This is a genomic window from Pararhizobium sp. P1_E7, assembly GCF_056405855.1.
In genome coordinates, this window is record NZ_JBFUBH010000039.1 from 1 (window position 1) to 21,601 (window position 21,601).

Below are 21,601 nucleotides of genomic sequence, written 5' to 3' on the forward strand. Positions count from 1 at the left end.
GGATAAGTGGAGCGTTTTCGCATTTTGGGAAAGGCGAAAACGCTCCAGCGTCCTGGGAGACGAAAGGTCAAGCGATGGCGTGGCAGGCAACTTTCGAGCCGTTGGCAGCGGCCTGCATTTCCGGGCGCACCTGCGAACAGACGTCCATCGCCAGCGGACAGCGCGGATGGAAAACGCAGCCCGACGGCGGTTTCAGCGGGCTCGGCAGGTCGCCGGTGAGCGGCTCGCGGTCACGCCTGGGGTTTTCCATGTCCGGGATCGTTTCCAGCAGCAGCCTGGTGTAAGGGTGCTGCGGCGTCTCGAAGACCGCCTTCCCCGAGCCCTCCTCCACCAGCCGCCCGAGATACATGACGCCAATGCGGTCCGTGAGGAAGCGCACGACGGAAAGGTTATGGCTGATGAAGAGATAGGTGAGGCCGAGCCTTTCCTGCAGGTCCTTCAACAGGTTCAGCACCTGCGACTGCACCGAGACATCAAGCGCCGAGGTCGGCTCGTCGAGCAGCAGGAGTTCGGCATCCGCCGCAAGCGCGCGGGCAATCGAGATGCGCTGGCGCTGGCCGCCGGAAAATTCGTGCGGATATTTTCCGGCATCGGCCGGCGCGAGGCCAACGGTCTTCAGGAGGTCGCCGACGCGGGCCAGCCGGTCTGCCGCGCTCACCGCCTTGTCCATCGGTTCGGCGATGCTGCGGCCGATGCGCCAGCGTGGATTGAGGCTGCCGATGGGATCCTGGAACACCATCTGCAGGCGCACCGGTGCCGCGTTTGGCGTGTTGAAGGCGATTTCACCGGACGTCGGCCGGTCGAGGCCCGCCACGAGCCGAGTGATCGTCGACTTGCCGCAACCGGATTCGCCCACGATGGAAAAGGTCGTGCCGCGCTCGATTGCGAAGCTGACGCCGTCCACGGCCTTGACGATCTTGCGTCCGGAGCGCGTGACGACGCGTTGCAGGAAAGGCTCGGAAACGTCAAAGCTCTTGCCCAGATTGACGACCTTGATCAATGCCGTGTCGGCTGCGGTCTGCATGGCATCACTCCACCCATACGCCGTCGCGCGCGACGATGCGGCCGCGCTTGACCACGAGGCTGCGCTTTGGCCGGTCGACGAGGATCTGCGCGCGGTTCTCCCCCTCGATCAGCACCAGGCTGCCCTCGTGGCCGACATCGAGGCCGTGGCCTTCGAGTTCCAGCAGCGCGGCTCCGCGGTTTGTCCCCATGTCGAGGGCTGCGACCAGTTCTTCGTCCGTGCGGCAATAGGAGCGGTAGGAGAGTAGCCAGCAGCGTTCCAGCATGTCGCCATTGCCATGGGGGTTCCAGGTGTCGCGCAGCGAATCCGAGGCGACCGCGCAGCGCACGCCGCGCCGTGCGAGCTCGAACATCGGCGGGAAATTGATCTCGCCGGGAACCGCCGAGATGATGCCGATGCAGGCATCCGCAAGCGTATCGATCATGGCGTCCACCTTGTTTGCCGGCCCGTCGCCGAGGCAGAAGGCGTGGCTGACGATGACCCGGTTCTGCATGCCGAGCGCCTTGGTGCGCTCGGCAATCATCTTCAGCTCGGAAAGGCCGAGTTCACCGAATTCATGCAGGTGGATGTCGATCTTGGCACCCTTGCGATCGGCTATGTCGAAGATCGTGTCGAGATGGCCCTTCGGGTCACCGTCGATATTGGCCGGGTCGATGCCGCCGATGACGGAGGCGCCCTCGTCGATCGCGGCCTCCATCAGGTCGGCCGTGCCGGGATCGATCATCATGCCGAGCTGCGGGAAGGCGACCAGTTCGAGGCCGACTGCGTGGCGCGTCTTTTCCCAGGCGCGCAGCACCGCATGCAGGTTGTCGAGCTTGTAGCCGGTGGAAATATCGACGTGGCTGCGGATATGGGTAGAGCCCATGGCGACGCATTGGCGCATCAGGTTGCCGGCGCGCTCTTCCGCATCCCAGGGCAGGTTTTTGCGGATTTCCACCTCGTTGTCGATCATGGCGCGCAGCGACGGCGGCACGTTGATGCTGTGCCAGGGCAGGCCCCAGAGGATCTTGTCGAGATGCACATGCGCCTCGACGAAGGGGGCGATGGCGACGGCGTTGCGGCCGTCATGGACGACGACGCCCGCCTCGCGCGGCAGGTTCGGCCCGATGACGGCGATCCTGCCGCCCTTGATCAGGATATCGGCGGTCTCCCCGGCATCGGGGCGGACATTGGTTACGAGCAGATCGGTCATGAAAACATTCCTGAAGTCAGCGCAAACGGGGATTGAGAACATCGCGCAGCCAATCGCCGACCATGTTCACGGACAGGACAAGAAGGACGAGGGCAGCGCCGGGGAAGAGCGAAATCCACCACTCGCCAGAGAGCAGAAGGTCATTGCCGGCGCGGATGAGCGTGCCGAGCGAAGGCTGCGATGGCGGCATGCCGAGACCGAGGAAGGAGAGGATGGCTTCCGTCAGGATTGCAACGCCGAGGCCAAGGGTCGCCAGCACCAGAACCGGGCCGATCGTGTTGGGCAGGATGTGGGTGAGCACGATGCGCGCGCCGCTGACCTTGCTGATGCGTGCCGCCGCGACATAGTCCTTGCGCCGCTCCACCATGGTCGAGGCGCGCACGGTGCGGGCAAACTGCACCCAGTCGGCAACGCCGATCGCAAGGATCACGACGTAGAAGCGCATTTCCTCGCGCATGGCGACCGGCATGACGATCTTGGCGACCCCGTCGATGAAGAAGGCGATCATGATCGTCGGAAAGCTCAGCTGCACATCGCCGAGGCGCATGATCAGCGCATCGACCCAGCCGCCGAAATAGCCGGCGGCAAGGCCGAGCAGCACGCCGATCGTCACCGAGAACAGCACGGCGGCAAGGCCGACGAGCAGCGAGATGCGCATACCGTAGAAGATCGACGAAAGGATATCGCGTCCCTGTTCGTCGGTGCCGAGCAGGTATTTCGTGGTGCCGCCCTCCAGCCAGGCCGGCGGCAGGCGCGAATCCATGATCTCGAGCGTCGCGGGATCGAAGGGGTTGTGCGGCGCGATGATATCGGCCGCGGCGGCGCAGAAGATCAGCGCCAGGAAGACGACGGTGGCGAAGATGACCGGCGGCGAGGTGCGAAAACGCCAGGCGAAATCGCTCGCGGCCCAGTCTTTCAGGATTCCGGTAAGCCAGCTCATTTTACGCGCATCCTCGGATCGACGAGAAGATAGGTGAGATCGACAATCAGGTTGATCATGACGAAGCTGAAGCCGACGAAGGCGAGATAGGCGGACATGACGGGGAAGTCCGCGAACTCGATCGCCTGCAGGATCAGCAGACCCATGCCTGGCCATTGGAAGACAGCTTCCACCACGATGGCGAAGGCGATCAGCGAGCCGATCTGCAGGCCAACGACCGTGATGACGGGCAGCAGGCTGTTGCGCAGCGCGTGTGTCAGATAGACGGCGCGGTCCGAAAGGCCGCGGGCACGGGCGAACTTGATGAAGTCGGCCCGGAATACTTCCAGCATCTCGCCGCGGACGAGACGCATGATCATGGAGATCTGGAACACGGCGAGCGTGATGGTCGGCATGACCAGCGCTTTCAGGCCGCTTACCGTCAGAAGCCCCGTCGTCCACCAGCCGATCTGTACCGTCTCCCCCCTGCCGAAGGCCGAGAGCCAGCGTAGCTCCACAGAGAAGATAAGGATCAGCAGCATGCCGATCAGGAACTGCGGCATGGAGATGCCGAGCAAAGACACAAGCTGGACGATGCGGCTAAGCAATCCCTTCGGGCGAAGGGCGGTATAGATGCCCATGGGAATGCCGATGAGAAGCGCTGTCAGGGTGGCGGTCAGCACCAGCTCCAGCGTTGCCGGCAGGCGCACCAGCATCAGGTCGATAACCGGCTGGCGGTTACGGTAGGAGACGCCGAAGTCACCCACCGCCGCCCGCTCGACGAAGCGCCAGAACTGCACGATCGTCGTCTGATCGAGGCCGAGCGCGACGCGCAGCTCCTCGCGCTGTTCCAGTGTGGCGTTGACACCCAGGATATTGTTCACGGGGTCGCCGAGGAAATTGAAGACACAGAATGACAGACCCGAGACGACCAGCATGACGAGAACGACGCTGGTAAGCCGGGTGGCGAGCAAGGAGATCATCGCAACCTCTCAAAAGATGGAGGGACGGCGCATCCGCGCGCCGTCCCGGGGTCGCGTCACTTCATGGTGTAGTACCAGAAGCGGGTATATTCGTCGGCCGGAACGATGGCGTTGACCTTGTCGCTCATGCCCCAGGTCAAAAACTGCTGGTGCAGCATGATCTTACCGACTTCGTCGCGGTGGATTTTCACCGCCTCGGAGATCATTTCCTGGCGCTTGGCCGGGTCGTATTCCGTGCCGATCCTTTCGATCAGCTCGTCGACATGCTTGTTCGAGAATCCCTTCGGATTCCACGCGCCAAGATCGCCCGTCGGGGTGTGGAAGGTCGCCGACATGATGTTATAGGCGTCGATGGTCGGAAGGCCGGCCCAGCCGAGCATGTAGAAGGCATATTTGCCAGCCGGCAGCTCTGTATCGAACTGCACCGGCGTATGCATGTTGAGCTGCGCCTTGATGCCGACCTTGGCGATCATGCCAACGACCGCCTGGCAGATGCGCTCGTCGTTGATGAACGAGCCCGCCGGGCAGTCCATCGGCAGGGTGAAGCCGTCCTTGTAGCCCGCTTCTTCAAGCAGCTTCTTCGAAGCCTCGATGTCGAAGGGGAAGCGCTCGTCGAGGCTGGCATCGTAGAAGGGCAGTTCCGGCGCGAGCGGCACGGCGGTGGGGCGGCTGTTGTCGCGCATGATCGAGCGCTTGATGCCCTCGATGTCGATCGCCTGATAGATCGCCTTGCGCACGCGCACGTCAGCGAGGGGATTGCCCTTGACGCCGCTGCCTTCGAGCTCGGCACTCTGCTGGTCCATGCCGAAGAAGATGTTGCGCAGATGCGGCGCGCGCATGATCTTCATGCCCGGCGTCGATTCGATGCGGGCAATATCCTGCGAGGGCGCATTGCGGATGAAATCGACCTCGCCGGAGAGCAATGCTGCGACGCGGGTCGCGGCATTGGTGATCGGTGTATAGACGATCTCGTCGATATTGTGCTGCGGCTTGTCCCACCAGTCGGGGTTTTTCACGAAGACGGTGCGGATATCGGGCTGGCGCTCGGAGAGCTTGAACGGGCCGGTGCCGACGCCTTGGGTGGTCATCGCGCCGCCGGTATTGGTGGACAGATCGATCGGCTTTTGCGCGCCGACCGATTCCTGGAATTCCTTGTCGAGAATGTACCAGCCGGCAAAGTCGTTGAGGAGAAGTGCGTATTTGCGCTTCAGCGTCACCTCGATCGTGTGGTCGTCGATCTTGGTGATCTCCTTGACCGGCTCCAGGAGGCCGGCGAACGGCGAGCCCGGAGAGCCGGCGCGTGTGAAGGAGAAAATGACGTCATCAGCCGTGAACGGGTTGCCGTTGTGGAACTTCACGTTCTTGCGGAGATTGAACTTCCACTTGGTATCGGACAGCGCCTCCCAGCTTTCGGCGAGCGCCGGCTCGATCTTCAGGTCGGCATTCCAGCGCACCAGGCCTTCATAGACGTTGGAGAGCAGGCTGAGCGTGAAATCCTCGCGCGCGGCGTGCGGATCCATCGAGCTGATTTCTTGCGCCTCGGCGAAACGAAGCGTATTCGCATACGCGCCCCCTGTCGCCAGAGCGGCGCAGGACGCGAGCAACAGGACTTTCAGATAGCGTTTCATGAGCTTCTCCCAGCTTAGTGCGCTTCCTGGCAAGTGGTGCTTTAGGTTTTAGTTCCGGCTTTTCTCACTCGCCAACAATGCACGCATTACGGTTGCAGACAGCGTTCACCGTCCCACATTCCGGTGGGTGGTGGCGCGTTTTGATCATCGGATCGAACACAAGGATGATTTCACACAGGCATAAGTTAGTCTACATAATTGTATTTGAATGCCAAGGTAATTGTGCACAATCTTTCGGCAAGGTGTATTCGATCTAGAGTACGGTGCCGCCCTGATGGCGGAAACACGCAGCTGCGGTGGCGCCGGCCGGCATCAAGAGGGGGGTGGAAACCTCGCAGCGCGGCCCCGCATGGGGGCAGCGCGGATGGAAGGAACAGCCCGCGGGCCAGCTGCCGAGGCGCGGCATCGAGCCGGTAATCTGGGCGAGCCGCTCCGGCTGGCGGTGCAGCGGCGGAATGGAGGCCATCAGCCCGGCCGTATAGGGATGGTTGGGGCGCCGGACAATATCCTCTACCGGGCCGATCTCGACGAGCCGGCCGGCATACATCACAGCCACCCGGTCGGCGACTTCCGCGATGACCCCCATGTCGTGCGTCACCAGCAGGATCGCGGTGTCTCGCGTGCGGGCAAGCCGCTTGAGGAGCGCAAGGATCTGCGCCTGGATCGATACGTCGAGCGCGGTCGTCGGCTCGTCGGCGATGATCAGCTCCGGCTCGCCGGCAAGTGCCAGCGCGATGACGATGCGTTGCCGCATGCCGCCGGAAAACTGGTGCGGATACTGGTCGAAGCGGGTCGTCGGGTCGGCAATGCCCACTTCCGCCAGGAGTTGCACGGCGCGCGCCTTGGCGTCCGCCCGTGACATCGATGGGAAATGGGTACGGATCGTCTCGGTCAGCTGTCGGCCGACGGTGAAGAGCGGATCCAGGCTGGTCAGCGGATCCTGGAAGATCGCGCCGATGCGTTTTCCCCGCAGGCGCCGCTGATCGGTTTCCGGCAGGTTGTCGATGCGCTGGCCGGAAAGGTGGATGGTGCCGGCGGCAATGCGGCCCGGTGCCTGCAGCAGGCCGATCAGCGCGCTGCCGGTCAGTGACTTGCCGGCGCCGGATTCTCCGACCACGCCGAGGATTTCGCCGCGGCCGATTGAGAAGGAGACGCCGTCGATAGCGACGAGCGCCTTTTCGCGGACCGGAAACTCGATCCGGAGATCGCGCACGTCAAGAACCGGCACGGAAGGCTCCCGCCTCTCCGCCGCCGCCGCATTCCCGTTGGTCATCACATCCTTCCCCTTCAGTTTAAGCGATCCCAGCCATGGGCATTTTCCAAGGTGGTCCGCTTGCAAGAATACAATATAGGCTACAATATAGAATACACTTTAGCTTTTGTTTTGTGTCAAATCTAAAAGGTGCAGTGCATGCTGCCATCGCCCAAAGAGCGATGTGAAAGCCGATATCGGGACGGGACGAAGCCCTCACCGTTCTCGTTCGAGCGCCATGAACGGAAATCTTGAGAATATGGACCAGGGAGGCCGAGGCCGTGTTGTCGCGCTCCTAACAACCGATTGTTCGGTGAGCTGGCGAAACGGTGGTAGAATTGCCCGGGTTTTCGCGATGGAATGTCAACGTCAGGGCCTTTGGATGCCGGACGTTTCCGTCCGGCATCGTCGGCGCTTTACGCCGAGATCACGATCCGCCCTTTCATATTGGGATGGAAACGGCAGTAGTAGTCGACGGTATCGTCTTCGGTCGCTACATGCGTCGCCGTCTTTCCGGGCGGGATTAGGACCTCCCAACCACCCTTGACCGTCGCCGTGTGAGCGAAGCGGTCCTTGTTGGTCCATTCAACAGTCTCGCCGGCCTTGATCTCGATTTCGGCTGGCAGGAAGGCGAGCTTGTCGATGGTAACATGGACCGTGCCGTTGTGTGCGCGGACGAGCGTATGGCCGGCTAGCACTGCAGCGCCGGTGACGAGAAGCTGCCGCCGACTGAGAAGGTTCGTCGTCATTGCAGCGCTGCTGCGACGTGTTCGGCATGTTGTTGATGCCCCTGGAACAGTTTTAGACCGGTCTCCAGCAAGCCTTTCAGCTCGGCATTCTCTGCCGAAGGAATGAGCAGCGTTTCCAGCGCGCCGTTCACCTGCTGGTGATAGGCGATCTCGTTGTCGATATAGGCTTTGTCGAAGGCTGCACCGTCAAGCTTGCCGAGTTCGGTGCGCTTCTCCTCGGCAGCCTTGACGAGCGCCTGACTGGTGGCGTTGTCCTGTGGCGTCACATTCAGCTTCTTCACCAGCGCCAGCGCCATGTCATTGACGGCTTCATGGTCCTTCTGCATCGACTGCGCGAAAGCAGCAATATCTGCATTCTTGGTTTTCGACAGCGCGAGCTTGGCCGCCTCAACGTCGATGACGCCGGCGCTATAAGCTATGTGGGCAATCTGCGGATCGGTCGGCTTGTCGGCTGCACCAGCGATGGATGCAGACAGAATGAGGCATGCCGCGCCGAGCGCGGTAACGAGGATTTTCATCGGGGTCTCCTTGGCGCAAGCGGGTGGCCCGCGCCTGTTTCGGTTTACACAGCATTGGATGCCGCTTCGGCGGAGAGGTTCCCGTTATTTGTGTAAGCCGAGCTTTTCGAGCACGGCGTCCGTCAGCCGGTCACATCGGGTGCCGGCGAAGGGGAACGCATCGACAAGCACCGGGCCGATCTGCTCTTCGAGCCGGGTCCGGATAAGCTTTCGCGCGCGGTGGAGGCGTGTCTTCACCGTAGCCGGAGGAAGATCGAGCAACACCGCCGTTTCCTCGACACTCAAGCCTTCGATAATGCGGGCGACGAAGACGAGGCGGAAAGCTCCGGGAAGCGCGTCAGTCACCTCCTCGACGAGTTGAAGAAGCTGTCGCTGCGCCATGATGCGCTCCGGATCGGCGGTGGAGGAAGCAACCGGGAAGGGAATGACCTCGGCCGCTGCGGGGCCAACGGCGGTAACGGCCCGTTTTCGCCGCTTTTGTGCACGCAAATGCATGAGCGCGGCATTGAGGGCGATGCGCGACAGCCATGTCGAGAGGGACGCCTCACCATGAAAGCTATCAAGACTGCCGAAGGCGCGAAGATAGGCATCCTGCAGCACGTCTTCCGCGTCCGCATTACTGCGGACGACAGCCCTGACAAGACGATACAGGCGCTGGTTATGGCTTTTGATGATCTCTCGGACAGCCTCAACCTCCCCAGCGACCGCACGGCGAATGAGACCGGCCTCCTGCGCGGCGGGTGAATGAGGGATGGCACTTTGTAAAGCTTGCATCTGCGTTCTCCTTTCGGGATTCTATTTGATGCCGGCTGTGCTGCAAGGTTCCCAGGAAAAGATGACCTATGGCTTGTGCAAAGTTTGGGTTGACCGTTTTCGATGGCGAGGCGACACTCTACCTGCAGCAGGGCAGGAGAAAAAACGATGGACGAGCCAGACAGGTGGCGCCACATGGCAAGCGCGCCGAAAGACGGCAGCCGGATCCTCGTCACGGTCCGCCCGTCCGAACAGGGGCCGGCGGAAGTTGACCTCGCCTACTGGTCGCATGGCGATCAGTTCGGGGCGGAAGGCTGGCGCGCCTCTGATTCCTCGCCCGGCTGCGTCATTGAATATGCCGAGCCGGAGCTGAAGTGCTGGATGCCGATGCCTTCCGCCAATCGCAGCCGCGCATCCATGCCCTCACCCTGGGAAAGCGACGACGCCCCGCAGTTCGATGGATCGGGGATCTAACGGACCGCTCCGACTTCATGAGTCGTGCTTTCGGTGAATGGAGCTCGCCGTCAGAATCACTCGCGCTGACAAAAGTGCTGAAGCCGAAGAGGAGACCGGCCTCTTTCTGGTGCCCCCTCGCCTGCCGCACGACGACAGCGTTTTAACCGGTGACACCCACAGGGTCTTTTCAAGGCGCGCCGGCGCGCCGCGAGTGTCATTGCCATATGGAGCGGCTGCAACGCGGGCCTGATGGATTTCGCTGTTCGCTGCCATCAGCACCGTGCCGTAACGCAGCGCATCCATAAGCGGTCTGCCGTCCCAATCCTTCGCCGGCCGCACCGTCCGCCGGCTTGGACGGTTTGCGCCTTAATAAGCTTGTCGAGCCAGTCGGAGCGCATTCCGGGGACCGTGGAAAGCAGTTAGGGCCGCGACAACTGTGCTAAGCCCGTTTGTGGACATCGCCGCGATAGGGTGTCAGGCCTCGGCTTTGTGGCAAACCACTTCTATGTTGTGCCCGTCCGGGCCAATGACGAACGCTGCATAGTAGTTCGCGTGGTAGTGCGGGCGAAGTCCAGGTGCACCATTGTCTTTGCCACCTGCCTCCAGGGCAGCATGGTAGAATGCGTTGACCTGCTCGCGGTGCTCAGCCGTGAATGCCAAGTGAAGATGCGCGGGTTTCTCCTCGGTTTGATACAGGCACAATGATGCTTTGCCCTTTGGACTAATCTCGACGCCGTATGCCGGCGACCCCTCCGATACGACAGCTACGCCGAGCGGTTCGAGTGCCTTGAGGAAGAAGGCCTTGCTCGCGGCATAGTCGCTAACACCGAATTTGACGTGATCGAACATGGGGGTCTCCTGAAATATAAAGGCCTGCCGAGCGTGCCTTGGTCGTCGAAATTCACCTGCCGCCGCGATCGTCTTGCCTTACTCATTGGCGTGCATAGCGATACCGCCGCCTGAGCGGGGATGAACGTCAAGTAGATCTACATCCGCCGCTCTGGCAATACAGCAGTTCAAGGAAAGGGTGCCAGGAAACCGCTTGTCGATTACTGATCCGACTGGTCGTCGTCGCGGACGCTGGGGAAAAACGGCAACGTGCGAACCCACAGTTCCAGTGTTGTCTCGTTGCCCAATGTCGCAGACCTGTGCGGGAGATGAGATTGAAAATGCATCGAATCTCCCTTGTTCAGGATGTGACGCTCTCCATCCACCTCGAGGAGCATGGTGCCTTCAAGCACGTAGACGAAATCTTCGCCTTCGTTGCGCATGATCTCGGACATATGCCCTGCGGGACGACGGACCAGGGAAGGATGCAGCTGGGCACCAGGAAATTCACGCCCCAGAAGTTCATAGCTCCGACCGGTGTCTCCCAAGTTGAACGTTTCGCGTTCGCCCTGGCGAGAAACGGCGCCTGTTTGGCGTGGCGCCGGGACGAAGGTGTCGATGTTGGTGCCGAGCGCTTCGGCGATGTTGCAGAGTGAGGACAGGGATGGCGTCGACATGCCACGCTCGATCTGAGACAGGAAGCCGACGGATAATCCCACCTTTTCTGACACCTGTTGCAACGTCATATCGATGGCACGGCGCCGCTTTCGGATTTTTTTCCCGAGAGATGCCTGCGTGACCTGATCGGTCGCGTCCGTTTTCTCGGTGTTTGGTTGCGAAACCATCTTGAAATCCATCGTGCGCTCGGCCTAGCCGATGGCAACCGTGCGGCACGCCCTTTGTGAACTCGATCAATGAGCTGATACGCGATTGTACGCCAGACTCATAAAGTATTTTTCCACACTATAAAAATTATACAACTGCTTAAATTTCTTTTGCCTGAGTTAGATTTTTGTGAGAGATGTTCGACATTAACGGTAGTGCTCATGGAGGGGCGAATGCGCATTCATAAAAGGTCGATTCCGCTATGGGCTGCGATGGTGCTGGCAGGCACCTTCGCAGCAAACGTGCAGGCGCAGGAACCGCAGAAGGGCGGTACGCTTCGTATTCTTGCCACCGGTGAGCCGGATCACATGGATCCAGCCCTTGCGGGCATGGTGCCGACCAACAATCTCATGCGGGCCATTTCCCGGCAGTTGATCAGTTACGAGGCCTCGAGCAATCCCGATGTCGCAATCAAGCCCGTGGGCGATCTGGCGACGGAGGTGCCCCAGCCCACCGACAATGGTCTGACCTACACATTCAAGCTGCGCCAGGGCGCACTCTGGAATGCTCCGTCGGGCCCGCGCCAGATAACCTCGACGGATATCGAGCGCGGCTTCAAGCGCCTGTGCAACCCGCATCTGCAGGCGGCAACGCTCACCTACTTCACGGCACTCATCTCGGGTCTCACCGAATTCTGCGACGGCTTTGCCAAGGTCGAACCGGTCGCTGTGGCGATGAAGAAATTCATCGAGGAAAACGACGTCGCCGGCATCGAAACGCCGGACGAGCAGACAGTCATCTTCAAGCTCAAGGAGCGGGCCGGCGACTTCGTCTACATGCTGTCATTGCCGATGCCCGCACCGGTGCCGGTCGAGACGCTGGAGTACATTCCGGACAGTCCGGAGTACCGCGCCAATTTCATCGGCAGCGGTCCCTACACGATCGGCGAATACACGCCCGATACGAGCCTCAAGCTCGTGCGCAATCCGGCTTGGAAGGCCGAAAGTGATCCCCTGCGCAAAGCCTATGTCGACGAAATCGAGATCACCATGGGCATGCAGCCCGATGCCATCATGCAGCAGTTGCAGGCAGGCGATGCTGACTTGTCTTATGACATCAATGTTCCGACCGCCATCCTGGCGACACTCGTCGCCAGCGAGGACGAGAAGCTGACCGCCATGTCGGCCGGCAACACCAACTTCCTGTTCATCAACACCGCATCGAGCAACAACAATGGCGCGTTGAAGAACCTGAAGGTGCGCCAGGCACTGGCTTATGCCGTCGACAAGGCGGCGATTGCCCAGCAGTGGGGCGGCTCGACGGTTGCAGAGCCAGTTGGCGGCATCTTCGGCGTCGGCGTGCTCGGCCATCACAAGTTCGACCTCTATCCTTCACCTGATTCAAAGGGCGACCCGGATAAGGCCAAGAAGCTGCTTGCCGAAGCCGGCTTCCCGGATGGCATAACGTTGAAGATGCCGTATCGCAACAAGGACATGGAGGCGACCACCGCGGCCACGATTCAGGCCAGCATGGCGCGCGCCGGGATCACGCTGGAACTTAGCCCGGTGACCGCCGCCGATTATTATTCCAAGTTCATGACCAATCCGATCAACACCAAGGAAGGCACCTGGGACATCGCGCCCGTTGGCTGGACGCCGGACTGGGTCGGCGGCGCGGCACGCTCCGTGTTCCAGCCGCAGTTCACCTTTGACGGAACGCACCAGACCTACAACTACACCGACTACAACAATCCGAAGGCCAACGAGATCGCTGGGCAGGCGATCAACGCCACCACGCCGGAAGAGACCGGCAAGCTTTGGGCCGAAGTTGACGAACTGGTCATGGCGGACGTGCCGGTCATTCCGCTGATAGCCAACAAGAACCCGAAGTATCGCAGCCAGGCGGTGCAAAACTACCAGCCTTATGCGCTGGGTGTCGAAGGCGACTGGACCAACCTCTGGCTCGAACGGTGAACTGAGAATAGGCCGGCGCCCGACCGCGGCGCCGGCTTCTGGTCCAGTGCGAAAGGGTTCGAACGTGGCACTTCTTGAAGCCAAGCAACTTACGGTCGAGATTCCGACCGAGGATGGCGTCGTCCATGCCGTCCGCAACGTCTCGTTTTCGGTCAAGCAGGGCTCTCTGTTCGGCATTGCGGGGGAGTCCGGCTCGGGCAAGAGCGTGCTCACACAGGCGCTCGTTGGTCTGTTGCCCAACGCGGACATCAGCGGCGAGGCCTTATTCGAAGGGCGCAATCTGATCGGGCTTGCGCAGGAAGAGGCACGCAAGCTGCGCGGTGGGCGCATCGGCATGATCTTTCAGGATCCGCTTTCCAGCCTGCACCCTTACTACACCATCGGAGCTCAGATTGCCGAAGCGCTGCATCTGCATGAGAAGATCGATCGCCACGACGCGCGATCGCGTGTCGTCGAAATCCTGAGCAAGGTCGGCATTCCGTCTCCTGGCGACCGCCTGGGCGACTATCCGCATCAATTTTCGGGCGGAATGCGCCAACGCGTCATGATCGCCATGGCGCTGATCCTGAAACCTTCCCTGGTGATTGCGGACGAACCGACGACGGCACTCGACGTCACCGTTCAGGCCCAGATCGTCGCGCTGCTCGACGCCATGCGCAAGGAGCTCGGGACGACAGTGATCCTGATCACGCATGACCTCGGCCTGCTGTCGAGCGTGGCCGATGACGTGATGGTCATGTATGCCGGACATCGCATGGAATACGGCAAGAGCGCTGCCGTTTTCCGCTCGCCCGTTCACCCTTACACGAACGGTTTGCTTAAATCGTCCCCCGCAAATTGCCTGCAGGGCTCGGATCTCGTTCCGATCAAAGGGCGGACGCCCAGCCTGCTTGCCACCCCCACTGGCTGCGTTTTCGCACCACGATGCAATGACGCACTGGCAAATTGCATCTCGGAGCGACCACCCCTGAGGCTCTACAGCGACGGTGTAGAGTCTCAGTGTTGGCGGGAGCATGGGGCAAGCATTGCGCCTGCAGTCGCACGGCCAACCGTAGCGGCGCCGGACCGGGATAACGCTGCTGAGCCGATCGTTGCGGCAAGGGACGTGCATCTGAGCTACCAGATCGGCAACTTCTTCGGCCAGCGCCGAACCCTCGATGTTCTCAAGGGAATCGATCTAACCGTTGCCAAGGGTGAGACGGTCGGGCTTGTCGGGGAGAGCGGTTGCGGAAAGTCGACCTTCGCGCGGGTCGTTGCTGGGCYGACCCGCGCTACCAGCGGCTCGGTCAAGCTGMTCGGGAAAGACATCGGCGCGCTGGACGGCGCCCGCTGGCGCGAGATGCGCAAGAACGTACAACTCGTCTTCCAGGATCCTTTCGGCTCGCTCAATCCGCGCCGCCGCGTCGGATCCATCATCGGCGATCCGTTTCGCCTGCATGGAGAAGCCTACGGCGAGGAGCGCAAACACAAGGTACGGCATCTGATGGAGATCGTCGGCCTGAACCCCGAACACTACAATCGATTTCCTTCCGAATTCTCCGGTGGCCAGCGGCAACGCATCGGCATTGCAAGGGCCCTGGCTCTTAATCCATCGCTGATCATCTGCGATGAGCCTGTCGCGGCCCTCGATGTCTCGGTGCAGGCGCAGGTTCTGAACCTGCTGCGACGCCTGCAGCGTGAACTCGACCTGACCTATCTGTTCATCTCGCATGATCTTTCGGTGGTGCGACATGTGTGCGACCGCATCGCTGTGATGCAAGGCGGCCGTATCGTTGAGCTGGCAAGCACGGAACAGCTGTTTGCCAACCCACAGCATCCATACACGCGAACCCTGCTGACGGCGTCGCATGTTCCGCCGGCCCTGACCGGTGCACCAGACCGTATCCTTCGCGAAACCCGGATGGCCGTGCAATGAGTGAAGTCGTATCAGAAATTGGTATCACGGAAACCGAGGTCATTCAGCGCGGCTCGCTGGAACTGACGCTTCGGCGTCTGCGGCGCGACGGCGCCAGCATGGCGGCGCTTGGCGTGATCGTTGCCGTGGTGTTGCTGGCAATAGCCGCGCCTGCCATTGCCGCCCTGACCGGCCATTCGCCGATCGAGCAGTTCCGCGACATCGGCCTGACGCCGATGGGCATCCCGGTGGGACCAGGCGCGGACTTCTGGTTCGGCAGCGATCAGCTTGGCCGTGATGTTCTGGTACGGCTCGCCTACGGCGCGCGCGTGTCACTGCTTGTTGGCGTTTTGGCGTCGTTGGCCGCCTCGACGATTGCGGTCATCATCGGGGTAACCGCGGGCTATTTCGGCGGCTGGGTCGATACCTGTCTCAGCCGGCTTACAGACCTTGTCATGAGCGTGCCGTTTCTGCTGTGCGCGCTGGCCTTGGTTTCGGCATTCGGCCCCAGTCTCCTGCTCAGTGTGATCGTTATTGTCTTCTTCAGCTGGGCGCCGATGGCACGCGTCATCCGTAGCCAGGTCATTTCCCTGAGCAGGCAGGATTTCGTCCAGGCAAGTAGGTCGCTGGGGGCTCGTCCCTTGTCCATCATGGTCGTCGACATCCTGCCCAATCTGTCGGTGCCTATCATCGTCTACACGACCATGCAGATTCCCAGCTCGATCGTCTTCGAGGCGACGCTTTCCTTCCTCGGCATGGGCATCGTGCCGCCGACTCCAAGCTGGGGTGGCATGTTAGCGGACGCATCCTCCAACTCGCTCTACCTGATCGCGTGGTGGATGGTGTTCGTGCCAGGCATTGCGTTGCTCTTGACCACTCTGGCCTTCAACATCCTGGGTGACGGCTTGCGCGACGCGCTCGATCCGAAAAGTGCCCGTACGGCACGCAGTCTTAGGAAGAAGGTAAAGRGGGCCACGAAACGATGATCCGTTTTCTCGGTCGACGTATCCTCTTTGGTGCCGGCGTCATGATTGCGCTCAGCGCTTTCGTTTTCTTTTTGTTTTTTGTCGCGCCCGGCGATCCGGCGCGCATGATTGCCGGTGATAAGGCAACCGAAGCCCAGATCCAGCTCATACGGAAGAACCTGGGCCTCGATCAGCCGATCCTGGAGCAGTATGGCCGGTTCGTCGCCAACGCCGTGACCGGCGATCTCGGTTTCTCCTACCGCAACCAGCAGCCGGTCGCGGACATCATTCTGCGCCGCATCCCGGCGACGGTCTCGCTGGTGGCGGGTGCGGTTCTGCTTTGGCTTGCCATCGGCATACCCATCGGCATCAGTTCCGCGCGTCACGCAGGCAGTCTGCGCGACCGTTTCGGGCAGGCGTTCATCCTGGTAGGCCTGAGTTTCCCGACCTTCGTTCTCGGCATGATGTCGCTCTACCTGCTTTATTTCCTACCGAAGCAATCCGGCTTCACGCTTTTTCCGGCCGGCGGCTACAAAGCGTTGAGCTCGAATCCCGCGACTTGGGCCTGGCATCTGGTTTTGCCCTGGACGACGCTCGCGCTCACCATGGCAGCCATCTACGCCCGGCTCACGCGCGGACAGATGCTTGAGGTCATGGGCGAGGATTACATTCGTACCGCCCGTGCCAAGGGCGCCAGCGAACGCACTGTGGTCTGGCGGCATGGCATGCGCGCGGCCCTGACGCCATTGGTGACCCAACTGGGCGCCGACATCGCGCTTCTGCTTGGCGGCGCCATCGTCATTGAACAGGTCTATGGCCTACAGGGCGTCGGGGCGCTGGCGGTGCAGGCCGTCAACAACCAGGACCGTCCCATTATCATCGGCGTCGTGCTGCTGGGTGGCGTGTTCATCGTTGCCGCCAACATCATTGTCGATCTGCTCTACCTCTTCCTCGATCCACGTGTCCGATGAGATTTCCAATGCCTGTCAGTGAATTTACAATCCCCGGAATGCTGGTGCGCGACCACAAGCTTGCGGTTCCTCTCGATTGGTCGAAGCCGGATGGCGTAGCCATCGAGGTGTTCGCGCGCGAAATCGTCGACCCGGTGCGCCGGTTCGAAAATTTGCCCATCCTGTGCTTCCTGCAGGGCGGTCCTGGCGGCAAGTCGCCGCGCCCGACGCGCGGCTCGCCGGCCTGGCTCGCGGAAGCACTGAAAACGCATCGCGTTGTGCTGCCGGACCAGCGCGGAACAGGGCGTTCGACACCCGTGGAAGCTACCGCCATGGCTGGCTTCGTCGATGGCGAAGCGGCAGCCGATTATCTCGCCCATTTCCGTGCCGACTCCATCGTCGCCGACTGTGAGCACATACGGAAGACGCTTTTCGACGACAGGCGCTGGGAGACACTCGGGCAGAGTTTCGGCGGCTTCATCACCATGACCTATCTCAGCCATGCGCCGGAGGGACTTTCCGCCTGTTATGTTGCTGGAGGATTACCCAGCCTCGTACCTTCGGCTGACGAGGTCTATCGCAGAACCTATCCGCGCGTGGCGGCAAAGAATGCTGCCTATTTTCGACGCTATCCGGAAGACGAAGAACAATTGGCTGCGATCGCTGACTTTATCGCCGGCAACGACGTCCGTTTGCCTGATGGTGACCAACTCACCGTCAGGCGGCTGCAGACGGTCGGGCTTGATCTCGGCATGGGGCCAGGGTTTGAAAATATCCACTGGCTCCTCGATGAGGCTTTCGCCGCACCTGAAGAGGACCGTCTGACAGATTTCTTCCTGTCTAGCGTCATGAACCTGACCGCGTTTCGCGGCAATCCGTTGTTCGCCGCCCTGCATGAGGCGGCCTACATCCAGGGCGAGGGAGCGACGAATTGGTCGGCCGAGCGGGTGCGCGGCGACTTCCCTGCGTTTGCCGAAGACAGGCGCCCGCTGCTCTTCACCGGCGAGATGATTTATCCCTGGATGTTCGAGGAAATCGCTGGGTTGCGTCCTTTCAAAGCCGGTGTCGACGCTCTTGCCCAGCGCCGGCAGCACGGCCCGCTCTACGATACGGTACGGCTAGCCGGAAACGACATTCCGGTTTCGGCCGTCATCTACCATGACGACATGTTCGTCGATGCAGATCTTTCCCTGCAGACGGCGAGGCAGGTCGGCAATCTMGACTTCTGGATCACCAACGAGTTCGAGCATGACGGCATCAAACAGGCCGGAATGGTGGTTCGCCGCCTGGTCGACATGGCTCGCGACAAGGGTGGACCGCGCACGGCCGCATAGAACACAAGAACGAAATGACACTCCATGAAAACAACAATGAATGAAATGGCGAACCGTCTCGGCCGCCTGCGTACCTGGATGGCGAATGTCGGCCTGGACGGGCTCATTGTGCCTCGCACAGACGCCTATCAGAGCGGGATCACCGCCCCGCATGACAATTGCCTTGCCTTCATCACCGGTTTCACCGGTTCGGCCGGCCTGGCGCTGATCCTGAGCGACAGGGCACTGATCTTTGTCGACGGGCGCTACCAGATCCAGGTTCGCGGCGAGGTCGACCTCGATGCCTTCGAACTGCGCCATCTCCGCGACGAGCCAATCGACCGATGGCTTGGGGAGGAAGCCCAACAAGGCTGGCGCATCGGCGTCGATGGCATGAAAACCGTCTTCATGTTGCATGACAGGCTGGAGGCAGCATTGACCGGGCGTGGCGCATCGCTTGTCCAGCTCGACAGCGATCCGTTCGACGCAATATGGGACGGCCGGCCGCTTGCGCCGCTCGGCAAGATCCGCGCGATGCCGGTGGATGCGGCCGGCGAGGCCTCGATCGACAAGCGCCGGCGCATCGCAGAGCAATTGCGCGAGATGGGAGCCGACTGGCTGATCGAGACGCTGCCCGATAACATCGCGTGGCTGCTCAATGTGCGTGGCTCTGATGTCGAAATGAACCCGGTGCCGCATTCGTTCCTCGCGCTTGGCGCGGACGGGACGGTCGAATGGTTTGTCGACAGCCGCAAGCTCGGCAACGACCCGAGCGGCTATGAAATCGCCGATGTGCGGCTAACCCCGCCGCAACGCTTCCTCGACCGGGTCGCCGCGATATCGGCAACCAGAACAGCGGTGATCGACGCCGATTTCGCACCGCACGCGCTGCGCGCCCGGGTTCTGGCGAGTGGTGGCCGCCTTGTCGCTCAAACCAGCCCGGTTACCCTGGCGAAGGCGATCAAGACTGAGGCCGAACTCGAAGGTTATCGCAATTGCCATGTCGAGGACGGCGTGGCGATGACCGATTTCCTCGCATGGGTGACAAAGGAAGCCAGCCGACGGCAGCATGCGGCCGGCCCGTTGACCGAACTGGAGGCGGAAGCGCAATTGCTGGCCTTCCGCGGGACCCGGCAAGGTTTCCTGGAACCAAGCTTCCGCACCATATCCGCAGCCGGCGCCAACGCCGCGATGTGCCACTATGCGGCGAAGCCGTCGACCAATGCCGTCATCGACGGCCAGGCGCCTTACCTGATCGATTCGGGCGGGCAATATCTGACCGCCACCACCGACCTGACGCGGACATTGATGTTCGGTGAGCCGAGCAACGAAATGCGAGTGGCCTACACGGCCGTTCTGAAAGGGTTCTTGTCGCTGATCTCGTTACGTTTCCCGACAGGGACGCAGGGCCATCAGATCGACGCGTTCGCGCGGCGCTCGCTTTGGGACGCGGGTCTGGACTATGACCATGGCACTGGCCACGGCGTCGGCCACAATCTGCTCCTGCATGAATATCCGCACCGGTTGGACAAGAGGCCGAACCTGTACGGTCTGGAGCCAGGCAACATCATGACGATCGAGCCGGGCTACTACCGCGAAGGCGCCTTCGGCATGCGCGTCGAAAACCAGGTCGAGGTTGTCGCCGACGGAGCGGGTTTCTGCCGCTTCACCTCGCTCACCCTGGTCCCTATCGATCTTGCGATGGCTGACACGACGCAATTGAGCCCGGATGAGGTGCRCTGGCTCGACGAATACCATGCCCGTGTCAGGAACACGCTCGCCGACCTAGTGCAGCCGGAAACGCTGCCTTTCCTGATCGGGCAAACCCGCGCCATCGCGGAACGCCGACGGGAAACACCCGCCGACGATGGCAGGCGGACGCAGGTGCTGCTTGAACAGGAAGTGTGAGGTACGAAATGTTGAGCGGCGGGATCATCGACCCGCTTGCTCCTTCTCATCGCGTATCGATATTTGACCGTGCGTTCAGTGCCCGCAAGGAGGGCATCGAGACCGCCCCGACCCAGGAGTTTATATGGCTTTCCCCGCTCGCCCTGCCCCGATCTCCGTCGCTGAAAGACAGCAGCGGCTGCATAAGTTGCGCGAGAATATGGAGGCGGCCGGCCTCGCCGCGGTGCTGCTCGGCCCGACCGAGAGCCTGCTCTACTTTACCGGCCTTGTCTGGCACCAGAGCGAACGGCTACTGGGAGCGCTGGTGACGCCGGCCGGGCTCACCTACATCGTTCCGGCTTTCGAGCGCAGCCGCGTGGAGACGCTGCCGCATCTGGCCGGGGACATCGCGACCTGGGAGGAAGAAGAGAGCCCCGCGGCGCTGGTGCGGTCCCTTGTCGGTTCCTCCGGCCGCGTTGGACTGGACGATGCGCTGCCGCTGTTCATCTACCATGCGCTGGTGGAGAGCCTGGGGACCGAACGGCTTGCCAACGGCACGCGCCTCATCCGCGACCTGCGGCGCCGCAAGTCGGCCGCGGAGATCGCGCTGATCCAATATGCGATGGGCCTGACACTTGAGGTGCACAAACGCGCCCATGCGATCATGAAGCCAGGTATCCGCGCGTCTGAGGTGGTGCGCCATATCGACGAACAGCATCGGGCGTTGGGAGCGTCGGGCGGCTCGACTTTCTGCATCGTATCGTTCGGGGAGGCGACGTCCCTGCCGCATGGCGCCACCGGCGACCAGGTGCTGGAGGCAGGCCAACCGATCCTGGTCGACACCGGCGCGCAGATCGAAAGTTACCATTCCGACCTGACACGTTCCTATATGCTCGACGAGCCGGACGCCGACTACGCGCGGATCTGGCGGATCGAGCGGGAGGCGCAGCAGGCGGTCTTCGACTGCGCGCAACTCGATGCCCCTTGCCACAGTCTCGACGACGCAGCGCGCGCCGTGCTCATGCGCCATGGTCTGGGTCCGGATTACCGGTTGCCTGGCCTCCCGCACAGGGCCGGGCACGGCCTCGGGCTGGAGATGCACGAGGAGCCTTACATCGTGCGCGGCAATGAAATGCCGCTTCGGCCGGGCATGTGTTTCTCAAACGAACCGATGATCGTTGTTCCCGGTCGCTTTGGGATTCGGCTGGAAGACCACATCTTCTTGACTGAGCAAGGGCCACACTGGTTCACCCGCCCCGCGAAGGGGCCGACAGAACCTTTTGATTGACATCTTTTACAGCTGAAGCAGGTGTTAGTCCCCGCTGATGGCATTGCTTGCTTGGCCGAACCGCTTCGCGTCGAAGCCGATGCCGTGAACCAACATGATCTCTCCGGTCACACGACCCGCCGGCATTGCGCGGAGTTTTGCCGCATCTTGGCTTTCGGCGACTGAAGCAGGTGGATCGGGAAAATCTAACGCTGTGGGTTGCTG

Annotated in this window: 19 protein-coding genes; 8 read left to right on the forward strand and 11 right to left on the reverse strand. The window is 61.5% G+C overall.

Annotated elements, in window-relative coordinates; genetic code table 11:
* Positions 1-67: 67 nt before the first annotated feature.
* The 9 genes from AC1D17_RS22035 to AC1D17_RS22075 form a co-directional block, all read right to left on the reverse strand.
* Positions 68-1,024, reverse strand: coding sequence for an ABC transporter ATP-binding protein (locus tag AC1D17_RS22035; RefSeq protein ID WP_477567444.1), 957 nt, complete (start codon positions 1,022-1,024; stop codon positions 68-70).
* Between the two features lie 4 nt (positions 1,025-1,028).
* Entirely contained in the window at positions 1,029-2,216 is a 1,188-nt protein-coding gene (locus tag AC1D17_RS22040; protein ID WP_477567445.1) for an amidohydrolase family protein, read from the reverse strand.
* Positions 2,217-2,232: 16 nt separating this feature from the next.
* Positions 2,233-3,156, reverse strand: a complete 924-nt coding sequence (locus AC1D17_RS22045; protein ID WP_477567446.1) for an ABC transporter permease — start codon at positions 3,154-3,156, stop codon at positions 2,233-2,235.
* The gene (locus tag AC1D17_RS22050) at positions 3,153-4,118 is read right to left on the reverse strand and encodes an ABC transporter permease (RefSeq protein WP_477567447.1); all 966 of its coding nucleotides are present in this window, start codon (positions 4,116-4,118) and stop codon (positions 3,153-3,155) included. The genes AC1D17_RS22045 and AC1D17_RS22050 overlap by 4 nt, the downstream gene beginning before the upstream one ends.
* 56 nt (positions 4,119-4,174) lie before the next feature.
* Positions 4,175-5,746, reverse strand: a complete 1,572-nt coding sequence (locus tag AC1D17_RS22055; RefSeq protein WP_477567448.1) for an ABC transporter substrate-binding protein — start codon at positions 5,744-5,746, stop codon at positions 4,175-4,177.
* A gap of 253 nt (positions 5,747-5,999) precedes the next feature.
* Positions 6,000-7,019, reverse strand: a complete 1,020-nt coding sequence (locus tag AC1D17_RS22060; protein ID WP_477567449.1) for an ABC transporter ATP-binding protein — start codon at positions 7,017-7,019, stop codon at positions 6,000-6,002.
* 395 nt (positions 7,020-7,414) lie between these two features.
* Entirely contained in the window at positions 7,415-7,747 is a 333-nt protein-coding gene (locus tag AC1D17_RS22065; protein ID WP_477567450.1) for a cupredoxin domain-containing protein, read from the reverse strand.
* The gene (locus tag AC1D17_RS22070) at positions 7,744-8,265 is read right to left on the reverse strand and encodes a DUF4142 domain-containing protein (protein WP_477567451.1); all 522 of its coding nucleotides are present in this window, start codon (positions 8,263-8,265) and stop codon (positions 7,744-7,746) included. The genes AC1D17_RS22065 and AC1D17_RS22070 overlap by 4 nt, the downstream gene beginning before the upstream one ends.
* Positions 8,266-8,349: 84 nt before the next feature.
* A complete protein-coding gene (locus tag AC1D17_RS22075) occupies positions 8,350-9,039 on the reverse strand; it encodes an RNA polymerase sigma factor (RefSeq protein ID WP_477567452.1) in 690 nt (229 codons plus the stop codon).
* A gap of 147 nt (positions 9,040-9,186) precedes the next feature.
* Here AC1D17_RS22075 and AC1D17_RS22080 point away from each other — a divergent pair, with 147 nt between their 5' ends.
* Positions 9,187-9,492, forward strand: coding sequence for a hypothetical protein (locus AC1D17_RS22080; protein WP_477567453.1), 306 nt, complete (start codon positions 9,187-9,189; stop codon positions 9,490-9,492).
* Positions 9,493-9,948: 456 nt separating this feature from the next.
* On the opposite strand, the gene AC1D17_RS22085 is transcribed toward AC1D17_RS22080, so the two are convergent.
* On the reverse strand, positions 9,949-10,323 hold the full coding sequence (locus AC1D17_RS22085; protein ID WP_477567454.1) for a VOC family protein: 375 nt from the start codon (positions 10,321-10,323) through the stop codon (positions 9,949-9,951).
* Positions 10,324-10,523: 200 nt separating this feature from the next.
* Positions 10,524-11,159, reverse strand: coding sequence for a helix-turn-helix domain-containing protein (locus AC1D17_RS22090; RefSeq protein WP_477567455.1), 636 nt, complete (start codon positions 11,157-11,159; stop codon positions 10,524-10,526).
* A gap of 201 nt (positions 11,160-11,360) precedes the next feature.
* Between AC1D17_RS22090 and AC1D17_RS22095 the strand changes: the two genes are divergently transcribed.
* From AC1D17_RS22095 to AC1D17_RS22125, 7 genes are all read left to right on the forward strand, one after another.
* Entirely contained in the window at positions 11,361-13,100 is a 1,740-nt protein-coding gene (locus AC1D17_RS22095) for an ABC transporter substrate-binding protein (RefSeq protein WP_477567456.1), read from the forward strand.
* Between the two features lie 64 nt (positions 13,101-13,164).
* On the forward strand, positions 13,165-15,015 hold the full coding sequence (locus tag AC1D17_RS22100) for a dipeptide ABC transporter ATP-binding protein (protein WP_477567457.1): 1,851 nt from the start codon (positions 13,165-13,167) through the stop codon (positions 15,013-15,015).
* The gene (locus tag AC1D17_RS22105; RefSeq protein ID WP_477567458.1) at positions 15,012-15,980 is read left to right on the forward strand and encodes an ABC transporter permease; all 969 of its coding nucleotides are present in this window, start codon (positions 15,012-15,014) and stop codon (positions 15,978-15,980) included. Before AC1D17_RS22100 ends, AC1D17_RS22105 begins: the two co-directional genes overlap by 4 nt.
* Positions 15,977-16,930: an ABC transporter permease gene (locus AC1D17_RS22110; RefSeq protein ID WP_477567459.1), complete on the forward strand. Its 954-nt coding sequence runs from the start codon at positions 15,977-15,979 to the stop codon at positions 16,928-16,930. Before AC1D17_RS22105 ends, AC1D17_RS22110 begins: the two co-directional genes overlap by 4 nt.
* Positions 16,931-16,938: 8 nt before the next feature.
* Positions 16,939-18,243: an alpha/beta fold hydrolase gene (locus tag AC1D17_RS22115; RefSeq protein ID WP_477567460.1), complete on the forward strand. Its 1,305-nt coding sequence runs from the start codon at positions 16,939-16,941 to the stop codon at positions 18,241-18,243.
* Positions 18,244-18,279: 36 nt separating this feature from the next.
* Entirely contained in the window at positions 18,280-20,130 is a 1,851-nt protein-coding gene (locus AC1D17_RS22120; protein WP_477567461.1) for an aminopeptidase P family protein, read from the forward strand.
* Positions 20,131-20,254: 124 nt separating this feature from the next.
* Positions 20,255-21,397: a M24 family metallopeptidase gene (locus AC1D17_RS22125; RefSeq protein WP_477567462.1), complete on the forward strand. Its 1,143-nt coding sequence runs from the start codon at positions 20,255-20,257 to the stop codon at positions 21,395-21,397.
* Positions 21,398-21,601 lie beyond the last annotated feature (204 nt).